8 protein-coding genes are annotated in these 16,350 nt (G+C 36.9%); 5 read left to right on the forward strand and 3 right to left on the reverse strand.

Features of this window, described 5'->3' with window-relative positions:
* Nucleotides 1–27 precede the first annotated feature (27 nt).
* Nucleotides 28–2,529 carry an S-layer homology domain-containing protein gene (locus GJU32_RS19910; protein WP_230875101.1) on the forward strand — a complete coding sequence of 834 codons (2,502 nt, stop codon included), beginning with the start codon at nucleotides 28–30 and terminating at the stop codon, nucleotides 2,527–2,529.
* 553 nt (nucleotides 2,530–3,082) lie between these two features.
* Here GJU32_RS19910 and GJU32_RS19915 read toward each other — a convergent pair.
* Both GJU32_RS19915 and GJU32_RS19920 read right to left on the reverse strand, forming a co-directional pair.
* Nucleotides 3,083–4,339, reverse strand: a complete 1,257-nt coding sequence (locus GJU32_RS19915) for an HlyD family secretion protein (protein WP_155593665.1) — start codon at nucleotides 4,337–4,339, stop codon at nucleotides 3,083–3,085.
* Nucleotides 4,339–5,016, reverse strand: coding sequence for a hypothetical protein (locus GJU32_RS19920; protein WP_155593666.1), 678 nt, complete (start codon nucleotides 5,014–5,016; stop codon nucleotides 4,339–4,341). Before GJU32_RS19920 ends, GJU32_RS19915 begins: the two co-directional genes overlap by 1 nt.
* 349 nt (nucleotides 5,017–5,365) lie before the next feature.
* Here GJU32_RS19920 and GJU32_RS19925 point away from each other — a divergent pair, with 349 nt between their 5' ends.
* The 4 genes from GJU32_RS19925 to GJU32_RS19940 all read left to right on the forward strand — a co-directional run bounded on the left by GJU32_RS19925 (nucleotide 5,366) and on the right by GJU32_RS19940 (nucleotide 13,922).
* The gene (locus GJU32_RS19925) at nucleotides 5,366–9,367 is read left to right on the forward strand and encodes an LXG domain-containing protein (RefSeq protein WP_230875100.1); all 4,002 of its coding nucleotides are present in this window, start codon (nucleotides 5,366–5,368) and stop codon (nucleotides 9,365–9,367) included.
* A gap of 201 nt (nucleotides 9,368–9,568) precedes the next feature.
* Nucleotides 9,569–10,636 carry a CAP and S-layer homology domain-containing protein gene (locus tag GJU32_RS19930; protein ID WP_155593668.1) on the forward strand — a complete coding sequence of 356 codons (1,068 nt, stop codon included), beginning with the start codon at nucleotides 9,569–9,571 and terminating at the stop codon, nucleotides 10,634–10,636.
* A 221-nt stretch (nucleotides 10,637–10,857) separates the two neighbouring features.
* A complete protein-coding gene (locus GJU32_RS19935) occupies nucleotides 10,858–11,769 on the forward strand; it encodes a C40 family peptidase (protein WP_155593669.1) in 912 nt (303 codons plus the stop codon).
* 233 nt (nucleotides 11,770–12,002) lie between these two features.
* On the forward strand, nucleotides 12,003–13,922 hold the full coding sequence (locus GJU32_RS19940; RefSeq protein ID WP_155593670.1) for an N-acetylmuramoyl-L-alanine amidase: 1,920 nt from the start codon (nucleotides 12,003–12,005) through the stop codon (nucleotides 13,920–13,922).
* A gap of 134 nt (nucleotides 13,923–14,056) precedes the next feature.
* Here GJU32_RS19940 and GJU32_RS19945 read toward each other — a convergent pair whose 3' ends face one another.
* Nucleotides 14,057–16,033 carry an S-layer homology domain-containing protein gene (locus GJU32_RS19945; protein ID WP_155593671.1) on the reverse strand — a complete coding sequence of 659 codons (1,977 nt, stop codon included), beginning with the start codon at nucleotides 16,031–16,033 and terminating at the stop codon, nucleotides 14,057–14,059.
* Nucleotides 16,034–16,350 lie beyond the last annotated feature (317 nt).

Below are 16,350 nucleotides of genomic sequence, written 5' to 3' on the forward strand. Positions count from 1 at the left end.
ACGTGCCAAACTTTGAATATATTCGGAGTGAAGAAATTGGCAAGAAAACTAGTAACAATTGTTGTAGTCATGTTCGTGCTTATACTAGCAGTCAACCCAATCAATGGCCAAGCAGCTGGTTTAGGCAATAAAGTCAGTGAAGTTAAAACAGAGGTTTCACCACAAGTAACACATGTTCAGCAAAACTATTCTTCAGGTTCTATACGTCAGTTTGTAAATGTTTTAGATGTCAATTTAAATAATACATATACAAAACTAGAAATCGGTATGCCAAATCCTATTAATTCATTAAAAACAACATCAGCGATGGCAAAGCAAAACACGTATGATGGTCATCGTGTTGTTGGAGCAGTAAATGCTTCTTACTTTTTAGGAAATGGTATGCCAGCGAACTTGTTAGCGGAAAAAAATGAAATTGTGAACTATGGTATTTTGGGAGATACGTATGATAGCCCAACTCAAAAGCCAGTTGCGTTTGGTTTATCTAAATCAGGGAAAGCGATCGCAGATTATTATACAACGAATCTATCTTTCCAAGTGAATGGCAAAAGCTATCCTATCGATCTCATTAATAGTGAACGAGGAACAAATAAAACGGTTTTATATACACCTGAAAAAAAATCAACAGGTTCGAATACTTGGGGTGTGGAACTGGTAGTGTCAGGTGCTAGCCAAGATACAAACAGCTTGCATTTTGGTGATCAATTCTCAGGCACGGTTTCCCATGTAACAGCTTATGGAGCAGAGGGTAACTCATCTGTACCAGCAGATGGCTTTGTTATTTCTGTTCAAAATAAAGAGTTAGCTACTGAATTAAGTAAAATTACAGCAGGTACAAATGTTGATGTCAGCTTATCAATCGATCAAAAATGGATGGATGCACAGTTCATTTTAGCTGCAGGACCAATGCTTGTGCGTAATGGTAAAGTTGATATTTCAATGCCAACGAATTCTGGCTTTGCCTCCACACGTAGTCCACGTACTGCAATAGCAGTGGATGCCACAGGTACGAAGGTATCTCTTGTGACAATTGATGGTCGCATAAGTGGTCATAGTAATGGTGTTAATTTATCAGATTTAGCTTCTCATTTAATTTCAATGGGTGCTTCCTCAGCTATTAACTTAGATGGAGGCGGCTCTACTGCGATGGTCGTGCGTAATCCGGGAGGCTATTTTGCCAACCTTGTGAACAGACCATCAGAAGGAAGTGAGCGTCGTGTATCAGCCATTTTACAGGTTGTGAATACTGCGCCACCAGGGAAAGCAAAATCGATTACATTAAGTAGTGTTGGTCAAGTAATGAAAGGTTCATCAGTTGATATGCAGGTTGCGAATGCATATGATCAATACTTGAATCCGATGACAATCAACCCAGCCAATATGAAATGGACAGTTGAAGGAAATATCGGCAAGATGGACGGAACAACCTTTACAGCTACACAAAAAGGTGAAGGAAAAATTATCGGTGAGTATGAAGGTATTCGTACGTCTACACCTGTAAAAGTAGTAGACTTAGCAGAAAAACCTATTGTACTAGATAGCTTTGATAATGCGTCATCTTGGACAACAGAAGTGGCGAAAGCAAATGCTTCATTAGCAAACTCTAAAGAGTATGCTAGACAAGGAACGGCTAGCTTACAATTAAATTATGATTTCACAACAGCAGGTACAGGCACAAAAGCGGCCTATATGGTTGCTAATACATCAATTGCTATGTCAGGTCAGCCTAAAAACATTGGTCTGTGGGTATTCGGTGATGGCGGTAAGCATTGGCTAAGAGGCGTTGTTGTTGATGGCACTGGCGCTAAGCATACGATTGATTTCACAAGTCAAGGTGGTTTAGACTGGAGTGGCTGGAAATACGTGACGGCAAATATTCCGAGTGATCTAGCACAGCCATTAAAATTTGAGCGTTTATATGTTGCTCAACCAACAGCAACGCTTCAAAAGAAAGGCCAACTATACTTCGATCAATTACAGGCTGTTTATAAAGACAATCATGAGGAATTAATTTATACAGATGTCACGAAAGGGCATTGGGCTTTCTCAGAAATACAAAGCTTAAACAATAAATCGCTTATTAAAGGTTACTCAAATGGAACATTTAAACCAGAAGCATCTATTACACGTGCAGAGGCAGCGACAATTATTGCTAGAGCTTTAAATCTAACAACAACGAAAGATTCAAGCTTTACAGATGTGAGTAAAGGTCATTATGCATATAGTGCCATTGCAGCAGTCGAGCAGGCTGGCATTATTAAAGGGCAGGAAGTAGGGAAGTTTAATCCAAACGGACAGCTTTCACGTGCAGAAATGGCAGCGATACTAACAAGAGCGTACAAATTAACAGGTACGAGCAAAGTAAACTTCACAGATGTTAAATCAACTCATTGGGCGTACAGCAACATCCAAGCGCTTGTGGCGAATGATTTAACAGGAGGTTTCCCAGATAATACATTTAGACCAGATGCACAAATTACACGTGCTCAATTTGCAAGCTTCTTAAATAGATGTCTATCATTAAAATAAAGAAGACAAATCCTCTGTAACAGCTACAGAGGATTCTTTATGTTCTGTTGAAAAATAAAACAATCAACGGAATTTTTGTGAAAGGTGAAGTGGATATCCGTTGCTTGCTTTCCTGTGGGCTAGTGCCGAGCCGCTTCCTCGACAACTTCTCTGTGCAGGATCTCGCCTGTCTCGCTATCCCACGAAAGTCAAGTAACCTTCCACTCCAACCCACAAAATGTTAACTTTTTAGAAAGGTTTTCACTAATCATAATGCTGTCACTCATCACTTCTCCACATTTTTCACTACTGTTAGTATGAAAGAAAAGGAAAAGACACTTTTTTAGCATGGTTGATTGGAGTGAAGCCAGCGTCACTCCTAGGGGATTTAGCGTCACAGATGAGACCCTGGAGCGAACGGAAGTGAGTGAAGCGGCTCATCGGACGCCCCCTGGAAAGGACGCTGGCGGAGCGGAAATCAACCCATCGCTCGCTTTGCTAAATGTTTTTTAGTGTCATCTTCTTTTATAACAAAAAATCCGCCTAGCCCGTAAAAGGACGAAGCGGATTTAGATTAGAAAACGATATATTTCACATATTGCTTCCAAGTTAACTCTTTAAAATGGTTCCATTGAATTTTTTCAACAGGTAATGTTCTGAAGGTATAGGCTTCAATAGTACGTTTCTCATTAGAGAGCATTGGCGTTCCTTCATCTACATAGTCCATAAAAATAGCTGACTTAGCGGTATTAAATTGCACATTGACATCGATTAGCTGGATTTTGCCATCCTGATTGATGATGTATAGCTTTTTATTCCCTTTTTTCGTCTTCGCTAGCCATGATTTATCAACCTTATAAGAATCAAATGCTTCATTAACAATGATAGAGACTTTGCCAGTTGTTGAAAATGGAATGTCCTCTAATGGCGCATCTTGTTGCAATGTCACTTCATAACTTGTTGGTTGGGGCAAGGCTGTTGTTTTGGCTAGTTCATTTGCCCAAAATGTTTGATCATCTGTCGCAATCATTTGTTTTTCTAATACGACGCCAGTTAATGCATCTTTAACATGTTTCACTTTAAAATCAACGGTTTGGCCTTCCTGTACTTTTTGCCATTCCTTTTCTGATAAATAGGCATACATTGCTTTTTCATTCGAATAGATTTCAAAAGTTACTGCACCAGCTTCTTCTTTAATTGCTGACACAACACCGTCAATAGGACTGACAATACCTTGACGAGACTGTATTTGTGTAATTTGTGCCTCAATTAGCGCAATTTGGCGATTCGTTTCGGCAATATGTCGATTTAACAGCGCAACTGCTGTCGATGGTGAATTTTGTTGAGCAAGCTCTAATTTTAGCGTAACAGACAGCTTATCATTGATTTGATCTGTATTAATGGAGCTTTTTGGATCAGACCCGTCCCCATACTCATCCTCAATTTGATCCAGTGCATCCTGTAAATCACTTAATTCTGTTTCATAGGCTGTACGTTCCGATTCAAGCTTTGTTAGCTCTTCGTCCACTTCATCCGTTTGGTATGTAGCAAGTAAATCATTCATCATGATCTTTTGACCACGCTTTACATTAATTGCTGATAAGCTCGTTGCATCGGCCGTAATCGTATACGTTTCAGCAGGTGCTACAATGGTTTCTTTATTGACACGCTCTGTATTCGTGCCGATATAAGCCTTTTGAAATTCGTCGATAAAGTAGGATCGAGTCACATTGCTATCTTCTTTGAAGACAAAATAAGCATTTATACCGATTACTAGCATCGCCAACACAATGGTCATACTTGTCCATGGTCTTGCTTTGATAAATGCCATCATCCTAACCCCCTAGCAATCCATTCTTTAATTGGTAGAACACTAATCATCCCAACAAATAAGGCCATAAATAGTTGTATACCAATCAATTTGACTACTAACATTTTTCTACTAGCTTCCTCTTCCCATTTTGATAGGAATAGATACTGCACAATAATGATTAAAACGGTTGTTACCGTCAATTGATTGATGCTGAATAAGACAAAATCTGTTTCAATCACCTGTAGGGCAGCGGGAGCTAAAGAAAAGAAAGAAAACATCGTTGTAAAGCCTACTGCATAGAAAACAGCGAAGAGTATTGCTTTTTCAATTAATAGAAAGGCAACAACATAAAGTTGGACTTTTTTTATCCAAGTATAAGGAATGTCCGTTAATAGATGTAAAAGGTATGTGACACCATAATAATGGAAGCAGAAATAAACGATCGCCCATAAAATGGCACCGAGCATGGAAAGTACGCGTGCTACATAGTATTCATTTTGTAAATCCATTGCGAATAAGGACGTTAAATTTTCTGTCCCCATTCCCCAATATTCGCGAGCAGCGAACAACAGGATAAATAGGCTAAACACCGTTAATGCGCGTTTTTTATATCCGATGACCTCGCCTTCCTCTACGATGCTTGTAAAGTAGGTAGGATTTTTTAAGCTATGCCAGAACTTATAATGGTAAAACATAAACAGCGTCCTTTCGTCCAAAATGAGATATCAAAGTTGTAGTATACACCTTGTAAAGCTATTATGACATATGAAAATAGCTGTTTTTTTCCAATAATTTCGTTGAAAAAAACGTATTCCATCACTACATGTCGATTGATGAAAAACATCATATAAGACCATTGTATAGTATAATTGAAATAACTTCCTGTTTTTCTAGCTAGTAAATTTGAAAAATTACTTTTGATGCTCATAATTTTGTAAATATACTAGATTGGCTTGAAAACATGTCATTTACACCGATACTAAAGTAATGATTCTAAGATGGAAATAGACACAAACATTTTCCTATACATAAAAAGATGAAAGGGTGGTTCGATTGAATCGAAAATTGACAGCAGGGGTCATAACAAGTCTTTTACTGGCACCTACGGCTATAGCGAATGCACAAGAAAATGATGCACAGTCTCGTGCCACAACGCAAACAGAGCAAGTTGCCTATGCTAACGAGGTGGCAGCCGCAACATCAAGAGAACAAACTATTGCACAATTTGGCAAGTTATCCGAAAATTCCTCACCTGATGATATGGTCATTGCCAAAGGGGATGCTGAGGTTTTAAGTACAACAGATTTTAATGATGACGAAATTGCATTTATTAAAGCAAAGTACACTTATGTAGTGGAGCAACGTCGACTATTAAGTGAACTACTGGATATAGGAAAGAAAATTACTCCGACATCTTATACTAGTAAGACATTCATAAGTGAAGTCTCAAATTTAGATAGTCTTTATAAGGCATTTTTAGGAGATGAAAATACTGTTAATTCTTATCTAAGTGTACAAGCTGATTTTGAAATAGCTGTTTCTGAAGCTTTGGCGAATGATGCTAAAGGCATTGCCTCAACAGTCAGAGGCGCATCCTTACAATACGGCTACAATGAAGCTGAACGTAATACCTATTTTAAAGGTAAGGAAGCAGATATTGAAAAACTAAATAAATTAGTTGGTGACGCAACTGCAGCGACAGTAGCTACCGACACATTAGATATTTTAGTTGGTTTATTAGGCTCTACAAATAATAATCCTACAGCTATTCCTAATGCAATAAATAGTGTGACAACTGCCTATAGTGCATTAACATCCGATCAAAAGAAAGTTGTGGAAGCTTATAATCCAAAAAATGATGCAGTAGCCCCTTTTAAAAAATATAAGGATGCGTTAACAGGTCTGACTGCTGCAGATAAAGTTTCGATAAGTATTACGCAATTGATAGCAAAAAAGCCGGCCGACTTTACTTCAGCTACTAGTTTCATTAGTGCAGTAACCGCTATTGAAAAGTCTTACAACAGTCTTGATGAGGCTTCGCAAAAGTTGGTGACAAATTATACTGACTTTACGCAGTATAAAACAGCAGCCGATATTTCCAAGCGCATTTCAGCACTACGTGTTTCAAGTGAAGCGGCTTATCGTACAGAAGTCGATTCGGTAAATATTGAATTTAATAAACTTACAAATACTGTTAAGGAATATGTAAAGAATGCCGCTGATTTAGAAGGGGCTGTAGCAAATATAGCTTCTGCGAAAGAAATTGAGGGTTATATCGCAGCTATTGAAGGAACGCAAGATAAAGTGGCTGCTATAAATAAAGCACGTGAAACATATAATACCCCAACTGGAACGAATATCAATGCGGCAAATGTCAAAAAAATCGTTAATAATCTAGCAGAGTTAACAAAGTGGGAAAAGGTTTATAGTACGTCTTTAAATGTGGATAAACTAATCGACAGTATTGATCCAACAGCTTCTACTTTTGAAAGCAAAACATTTGCAGCAAAGACTGCTTACGATAAGCTTGGAGTAAGTGAAAGGGCTTTAGTAAATAGTGATAAAAAGTCTAAGCTAGATTTATTTTTCAACTATGCTGATCTATCAAAAAAAGTTAATGCATTGAATCCGTCTATGTCAGACTACAACACACAGCTTGCAGACTTGAAATCTGCTGTTACAGCTTTAGATGCTACGGGTAGTGCTTATGTAGCCGCACTTGATGGCATTAAAGATAAGCTCAATGAAAAATTAGCAGCTCTTACAAATGAAACAACAGCAGTAACAGATGTTATTAGCAAGATTAACAGTTTAAATACTTCATCTAATCTAGTACAAGATATGCTAGATGCCCGTTCGGCTTATAATGCACTACCATCAGCAGCAAAAAATCGTGTAACAAACATTAAAATTTTAACAGATTTAGAGAAATCGCATAAATCGGTAGTCAATGTCATCTCGCTCTTTGAAAAACTTGATCCTTCATCAAAAAGCTATATTTCTAAAGCAAAATCAGCTTTTACTGCTTATGCAAAGCTAGATGATCAGAATAAAACATTTGTGAGAAATTATAAGGATTTAAATAATGTAGTAGCTGTAACAGATGTTATTGTCCAAATTAGTGCGTTAAATACTTCTAAAAAAACGTATAAAGATGATGTGAAGAAAGTAACAGATGCTTATACAGCATTAGCGGATGCAACTCTCCAAGGGAAGGTTATCAATTATGCGGACCTGACAAAAGCACAAGGCTATATCGATATGGCCAAGGCATTTGATGACCGTGTCGTTGCATTGGCGAATGAGGGTCCTGACACATTTGTTAAGAAGGTAGCAGACCTTGCTGCGGAATATAAAATAATGGATAAAAATGCGAAAAAGCTTGTGGAACAAGCCAAAACTTTAAGTGCGTACGAAAAAAGCAATAAGTCCGTCGTGAAGGTTATTCAAATGATTGATGCCTTAAATCCAACAAGTAAGGATTATACAAAAAAAGTACTTGCTGCTCGCAAGGCTTTTAATGCCCTTGATGCAGTATCTCAAAAACTTGTGACGAATTACGCTAATCTAACCGCTGTTGAGGATGTAGCTTCTTTAATTGGTCTCATCGCTTCATTAAAGCCAACGAGCAAAACATTCTATCAGGATATGAAAACGGCTCGTGAGCTTTACGATGCACTTCCTAAAGAGAAGCAGCAAGCCATCGTAAACTATGATGCACTTGTTGCGGCAGAAAATGAGCAGGGCTTGGCACAGAGCGTAGTTGAGCTGATTAACTTAACAGTAGAACAAGATGCAGACTATTTAACGAAGCTTATGAATGCACGTGTAGCCTATGATAAGCTGTCATCGAACCAAAAGAAATTAGTGACGAATATTAAAGATTTAACAACACGTGAAAAAGCAGTCAAACCAATTTTAAGTGTGATGGTACAAATTAATGAGCTAGATCCAGAAACGAAAAACTTTGTTAGTAAGGTTAACTCCGCTCGCAAGGGGTATGACAAACTTTCGAAAGATCAGAAAAAATACATCGATAATATTGATGTGCTCTTAAAGTTTGAGCCTGTATCAAATGTAATGGAATTGATTAGCAAATTAAAATCTTCAAGCAGCACATTCCTTCAAGATACATCACGAGCACGCTCACTTTACGATGCACTACCTGCCGATTTGCAGCAATACGTGACAAACTATTACTTATTACAAGCAGCTGAAACGAGTATCTTAGGTGCTGGCAATGTGATGCAAATGATCAATGACTTACCTGCTGTTGATCCAAAGCAATATGTGAAACGTATTCAAGAAATTCGTGCTGCTTATAATGCTTTACCAAAGGATCAGCAACGAGCTGTACAAAATTATAGAGTTCTACAAGACCAAGAGAAGCTGATTAAGCCTGTCATTAGTGTGGTAGAGGATATTGACCGATTGTTAACGGCCAAAGATATGGATAGTCAATATCAAAAGATTTTAAAAGCCTATGATAAGCTTAATGCTGATCAAAGACGCTATGTTTATAACGACCAGCTATTGCTTTCATTAGACAACGTTATAAAGGTCTATAATAGCATTGCTAGTTTGAATCCTAAGGATAAGTTTTACTTTGGGATGGTTGAGGCAGTGCGTAAAGAGTATGATAGTTTGAATACGACAGATAAACAGCGTATCTCTAATTACTCTATCTTATTAGAGGCAGAGAAAAGTATGGCTGATGTCAAGAAAGTTGTAGAATTAATAGCGGGACTTTCTCCAAGCTCGCCAACGTATATTGAAGATGTGGCAAATGCAGTTGCTGCTTATAAAGCACTGGATTCAAAAGTACGAGGACAAGTTATCAATGAAGACGCGCTAAAACAAGCTGAAAAAGATGTGGCAGCAGTTCTTAAAGTTGTTCAAACCATTGGCAACATTGATCCAGATAGCTCATCATTCGAGAAAAAAGTGTTGGCTGCCCAAAAAGATTATAGCTCATTGTCAATCGAGCAACAGGGATTAGTGTATAACTACCGTATTCTAGAAGAATATCTAAAAATGATTCAATAGTATGACAAAAAAGGAGTTTACCCAATGAATATTACGGGAAAACTCCTTTTATAATGAGATAATAATTGATTTATTAATTAATTTCCAAAAAAGTGAAACTATATCAGTTGAAATTCGTATCTTATAGTATAAGTGGTGAATTTTTAGTGGATTGTGCCATTTGATACATTTTCATTTTGTCATTGTGAGGAGGTAGCCCTGTTGAAAAAAATACTTTGTATAGTGGTACTTTCAATAGCTGCAACCATAGGAAATTTAACTAGTTTCAGTCAGGTAGAAGCGGCATCCGCAAAAGCTGTGGATGTTACAAATGCATACTGGGCAAATGCTTCGATTCAACATATGCTCACTAAACAATATATGACTACATACAGCGATAACACATTTAAGCCTGAGCAACCTATTACAAGAGCAGAAGCTGCTGCTGCCATTGCTCGTTCGCTTCAAATAAACGTAGATAGTGCCAATTCAGCAAAATTTAACGATGTTCCTGCAACACATCCGTACTACAAGGAAATTTGCCAGCTCGTTAAGCTAGGTGTCATTCAAAAAAGTGATGCTTTTCATCCAGAAGAGCCTTTAAAGCGTATGCAGGTGGCGAAAATGCTAGCACTTGCCTATCAGTTCAAGGTAGATAGCAATAATAACAGCCAATTTGCAGATATTCCTCGCACACATTGGGCAAAAGATTATATCGAATCTTTAGCGGATATAGGCATTATTAGTGGAGTAAATGCTAAATATTTTGCACCTGACCAATTGGTAACACGTGCACAGTTTGCTGTTTTTGTTGAACGAAGCATTACTTTTCAACAAAAAATAAAGAAACTAGAAGTAGCCTATGACTATTTAGCAAAGGATTATATCCCAACAGTCAATCTTTCTACAGAATGGTCTAAAAAGGTCATTGAATTAATTAATGTAGAAAGACAGAAAAATAAGCTGGAACCGGTTGTCTATGATCCAGAGTTGACACAAATCGCTATTATCAAAGCGCAAGATATGGTGAATCGCCATTATTTTGAACATGTTTCTCCATATTATGGTGCACCTTGGGATTTAGCGACATTATTTGATTATGACTATACAAGCTTTGGAGAGAATATTGCCAGAAATATTAAAACACCAGATATTGCTGTGAAGGCATGGATGGCTTCTCCCAGCCATCGAGATAATATTTTAAAAGAACATTATACAAACACAGGTGTTGCGATAGCGCAGGATAGCAAAGGAAATTATTATTGGGTTCAAATGTTCTCTAGTCAATAAGCTGTTGTGTAACAAAGAGTCTCTAATATTACAGGAATGTTACGAAAGTTCCAATTTACGATAAAAAAATCCCCTTTTTAACGCTGGAAATACCACCAAACGTTGGTATTACAGCGTTTTTTTGCTGTCTAAAACCGTTACACAATTGAAAAATAACAGAAGCTTCTTTTGTGATAGTCTATGTATAGGCAAAAAAGTTTTGAAAGGGGTATAACAAAAGTATGAATAAGAAATGGTTATTACCGATTTTTGCATCTTTCATGTTATTTTCAACTACTAATATAAATACTGCTGAAGCAGCGACTAAAGCAGATGTTACTGATACAGCTTCTAAATATTTAGGTATTCCATATAAATACGGCGGTACAACTACAAGCGGTTTTGATTGTTCTGGCTTTACTTCTAAAGTATTTTCAGACTTAGGCATTGAGCTAAATCGTACGTCAGGTTCACAATATCAACAAGGTACTGCAGTAGCAAAAAGCGATCTTCAAGTTGGCGATTTAGTATTTTTCAATACAAGTGGAAGTGGTATTTCACATGTGGGTATATACATAGGTGACGATAAAATGATCCACTCTCAAACTGGGCAAGGTGTAAGTTACTCAAATGTTAACGATCCATACTATTGGGGTTCTCGTTATGTAGGTGCTAAACGCGTTGCAACATTTGATGCACAACAACAAGCAGAAGTAAAACAAGCAGCAATTGACTTTTCAGTATATGCTTCTCGTGCAGAGGTAGCAGTACAAATTGCAAAAGCTTTGAACTTAGATACATCTAATACAACTTCTAGTTTTGTAGATGTAAAACAAACAAATGCAAATGCAGGTGCTATCGCAGCAGTAGAGAAATTAGGTGTCTTTGAAGGCGATGCTAATGGGAAGTTCAACCCGTCTTCACCAATTACTCGCGCACAAATTGCTAAAGTATTAGTACTGGCATTTGGTCTTGAAAACCAGGGTGAAACTGTTACATTTAGTGATGTACCTCAAAATAGCTGGGCTAATGGATATGTTTCGACTCTAGCATCAAATGGTATTACTAATGGTGATGGAGACGGTAGCTTCGGTTCTGATGAGTTACTAAAAATCGACCAATTAAAAGTATTTATCAAAAGAATTCAACAATAAGTTCATAAAGTTAACACTTTAATGGTGTAATAGATTGCAAGAATTGATCTTTTGAATAGCGTATAATGGAAGAAGGGTTTGCAATCGCAGACTCTTCTATTTTTATGATAATTTTGTAGGAAAGGATGTGATTTGGAAAATTAAATTTTAACAGTTCTATTGTCTGATGCATTTTTTAGCTAATTTTGTTAAAATGGACACGTTAAGAGAACAAGAAGGGAGGAAATAAGACATTGAACATCAAAAAAATTAGTCTTATCTTGTGCGTCTTATTCATTTCGGCTTCTATGTTTACGATACATAGTGCAAGTGTCAGTGCGGCAACCAATTCAAATATAACATTTGAAGATGTCACTAAAAATCACCCAGCCTATGAAGAAATCAATTATTTAGTAAGTTTAGGGGTTATTCAGGGCTATTTTGTCAATGGTAAAAGAGTCTTTGGCCCAAATAACAATGTAACAAGAGGACAAGCAGCTAAAATGGTTGTTGTTGCCTCTGGTAACAAACCATTAGTTGTGAATAAATCTAGCTTTTCAGATGTTACAGTAGGCACTGAAATGTCAGGTTACATAGAGCGTGCTGTACAATTAGGGTTTTTCGACAAAAATATTAAGGGTGAGTTCCTACCGAACAAGGCTCTAACTCGTGGTGAAATGAGTTATGTCTTAACAAAGGCATTTAAGTTAGATACGAGTGAGTATGAGGGAATTGACTCACCATTTACTGATGTAGGGATTACACATGAATATGTGAAATACATCAATACAATCTATTACAATGGTATTACGAACGGAACAGGCAATACGTATTTACCAAATAGCACAGTAACACGTTCACAATTTTCATTATTCGTTGCACGTGCAAAAAGTGAAAAATACCGTTTAGAACTACCTGTAAAAGGTGTACAAGTACCAGATGTATCACAAGTCATTGGCTTAGTAAAAGTTACAACAGATGGCTTAAACATCCGTAAGTCAAAGGATTCTAACTCAAACGCTAACATTGTAGGTAAGGTTAATACAGGCGGTAAATTATCAGTATATGCAGTTGAAGGCAATTGGTTAAAGGTTACGTATAAAGGGGCATATGCTTATATTTTCAAGCAATACGCTGAATTTTTAGATACTGACGGCAATGAGTTAGGAGCAGTCGAAAAAGAAGTAACGACAAAAAATAATGTTAACTTATATGTGAAGCCAACTTCTTCAGCAAAAGTAATTGTATCAATTAAAGCCAATGAAAAATTACCAGTTTACAAAACAGTTGGTGGCTACTATTTAACACAAGTTAATGGTTTACCAGGTTATGTTGTAGCAAACAGTACAACGGATACTACTGGAGAAGAAAAACCTGATCCAGATCCAATACAGCCTCCACCACCAGCTTCAGGAGAAGTATTAGGAAGAGTAACGGTTGCTAACCTAAATGTCCGTAGTCAAAATAATTCAACTTCAGCCGTGTTATTTAAGTTGAATAAGGGAGAGTATGTCCAAGTTAATAGCATCAATGGTTACTGGGCAGAAATCACACATAATGGTCAAACAGGTTATGTGCATAAATCTTATTTAAAACTATTAAATCAATCTGCTAAACCTTTACAAAATCGTATTATCATTTTAGACCCAGGTCATGGTGGTAAAGATCCAGGTACAGTAAAAGGTTCTGCATCTGAAAAGAACATTACATTAAAAGTTAGCACTCAAGTGAAACAATTACTAGAGAATGCTGGTGCAAAAGTTTATATGACACGTACTGGTGATACGTATCCATCATTACAAGATCGCGTAGATTTTACACAAGCAAACTATGGTGAGATTTTCGTTAGTGTCCATGTCAACTCTGCTGCCAATACGTCAGCACAGGGTACTGAAACATATTATGCTATATCTACAGGAGATATGTATCAGGAGGACGTTGATTTAGCCACTTTTGTTAATAACCAAATTGTTAACAATTTAAATATGAAAAATCGTGGCGTTAAACAAGAACAATACTACGTAATTCGTAACATGGTCATCCCGTCTATTTTAGTGGAACTTGGTTTCTTAACGAATACTGAGGATAACAGTAAAATGACAAATGATGAATATGTTAAATTATTTGCAGAATCTATTTATAATGGCATTTTGCAATACTATAAAAAACAATAAGAGTTGAAGAAACGATTCCAAAAGCTATTGGAATCGTTTTTCTTTTGTCTTAGTTATACATACCCTTATTTTAGAAGCACAAACCAAACGATTAAAATGGCTGCCTCGTCATATAAGAAGCAGCCAAATTGCTTTTATTTCACTGTATTGATGAATTTAATATAATCTTTACTAATATAGACTGGTTCTGTATGTAGTTTATCAGAAACAACTTGATACCAACCATTTGAACCTGTATCTGTGATAATTACGGGCATGTTACTTTTGTTAAATGTGAAAAGTGGGCTCTGATTTGTCGATGCATCTGCACGGACATTCAGACCAGCTGTTGTTGTCAGTGCAATTTTATAAGGATTATTGGCATCTTTAAAGCCTAAAGATTTTTCCGCACGATAGTAGTGTCCAGCAACTTTTGCGCCCCAGAATGGATCAGAGGCATATTTTACGTTGAAACCAATAGCCTTAGAGCCTACAACTGCACCATTCGTATAACGACCGCCTGGCGTAATATAATTTGGCTGTAGGAACTTTTCAACAAGTTCATTTATGTTTGCTCCGACACTATCAAACATTTTGTTTAGTGGATTCGTGTCATAGACATATAAACCAAATAGATTGTTTAGGTTTTGAGCGTGATCACTCATACCATAGGCACTCTCATGCTGAGCTAGAGATAAAATAAGCATAGCATTGATATGAGAGTTAGTTTCCACCTCTTTTAACACGGAGCCCAAGCCAATTAACTTACTTTTTGTTGTAGCATTTTTATAAATGGAAGCTCCTGAGCTTTCAACTTCCGCTAATTTTTGCAAAATATATTGATCTAACTCTTCAGCTGTATATTGAGTTGTCGCACGGGCAGGTAAGAATTGATAGTAATTATAGCCTTCGCCTTTTGAAGAACCGTTAGCATTTGTGAAATTAATGCCATCCCAGCTAAAGTATTTTTCACCTTGCTTCATAAAGCTAGGTGCCTTGCCGTACACGTAACTGGATGAATACTTATTTGATTTATAATCATATAAAGTATGCTTAATTTCGCCACTCTCATTTGTGTAGTAGGAACGTCCCTTCACTAAAGCAGAAGGAATTAAGCTAACGTCAGCCTGCTTTAAATAGCCCACATGACCAGCTAAGCGTACTTTTACTTGTGTGGCATCACTGCCTAGGTATTCCATTTCTGTATTACCAGCAACCGCAATTTGATCCTTAATCGTTTCAGAATTCAGCGCAACATAATTATTCGTTACTACATAACCCGAAGTCATTTTGATAATTTTATTATTTTGCGTAATCACTAACGAACTATTCGTCATCGCTTTTTCAGCTGCCTCAAAGCTCGTAAAGGATTGCTTGTCTACTAGGTTACCATTTGCTATTTCTTGGACGATATAGGTAGTGGTATTCCCATTATTATTGTTGTTGCCAGAGTTATTATTGTTATTGGCATTACCATTATTATCGGGATTCCCGTTGTTCTCATTATTACCAGTATTGTTTTCAACAGTATCAGCCAGAAGAATTAAACGAAGTATAAATGTAGATGCTTCACCGATTGTTGCATTGTCTCTAGGTAAAAACATGCCATTAGAGCTTCCTTTAATAAGTCCTAATTGCGCACCGATTGCAACATCCTGACGGAAATCTTTAAAAATAGTCGCATTGTCTTTGAATGTAATAGAAGAAGTACCTTTTGGTATTTTTAAATAATCAACGGCTCTAATTAGCATAACGGCCATATGCTCTCTTGAAATGCGCGCATCTGGCTTAAATGTACCGTCTGTATAACCTGTGATAATCCCAGCAGTAGCTGCAAGCTTAATTTCCTTTGCAAATACGTATGAGTCTGTGACATCTGTAAACGTAATGTCGTTCTTCGTCTCCAAGTTTAAAGCTTTTGCTATGTATGTGGCAAATTCACCGCGTGTAACTGTATCATTCGGACGATAGCTACCATTTGCATCTGTAAGCAAGGCTTCCTTAGAAATTAAATAGCGTAGACCACTTTCGTGCATATGTCCTGATAGCTCATCAGCATAGGCCGATTGGGGTTGCCAAATGACTAGACTAACAAGCATCATGAGCAACATTAAAATTGATAGTTTTTTCATAGTTTTACCCTCCTAAACTGATATCATTTTAACAAAGTTGTACAGTCAAGTTAAGGGTCAAATGTTAGAAATATCATAAAATATACCAGCTAATTATAGGAAATAAGTATGCTTTTGTCTTATATAGTCAAAGTTAGAGTAGAAGCTAAGAAGGGGAATGAATCAAAATTCACATGAGTTTCTTCTATTATAATAGTGGTTTCTGTTTAGCCCATAAAAAAATGCCGCCCATTGTTTGGAATGGACGGCATTTTAAAAAAATATTAAAGCATTTCTGAAGTTGTTTTAGCTTGCATATGAAGTTGTAGGTAGTCTGG

It is taken from the genome of Lysinibacillus cavernae, from assembly GCF_009724685.1.
GTDB classification, from domain to species: Bacteria; Bacillota; Bacilli; order Bacillales_A; family Planococcaceae; genus Lysinibacillus; species Lysinibacillus cavernae.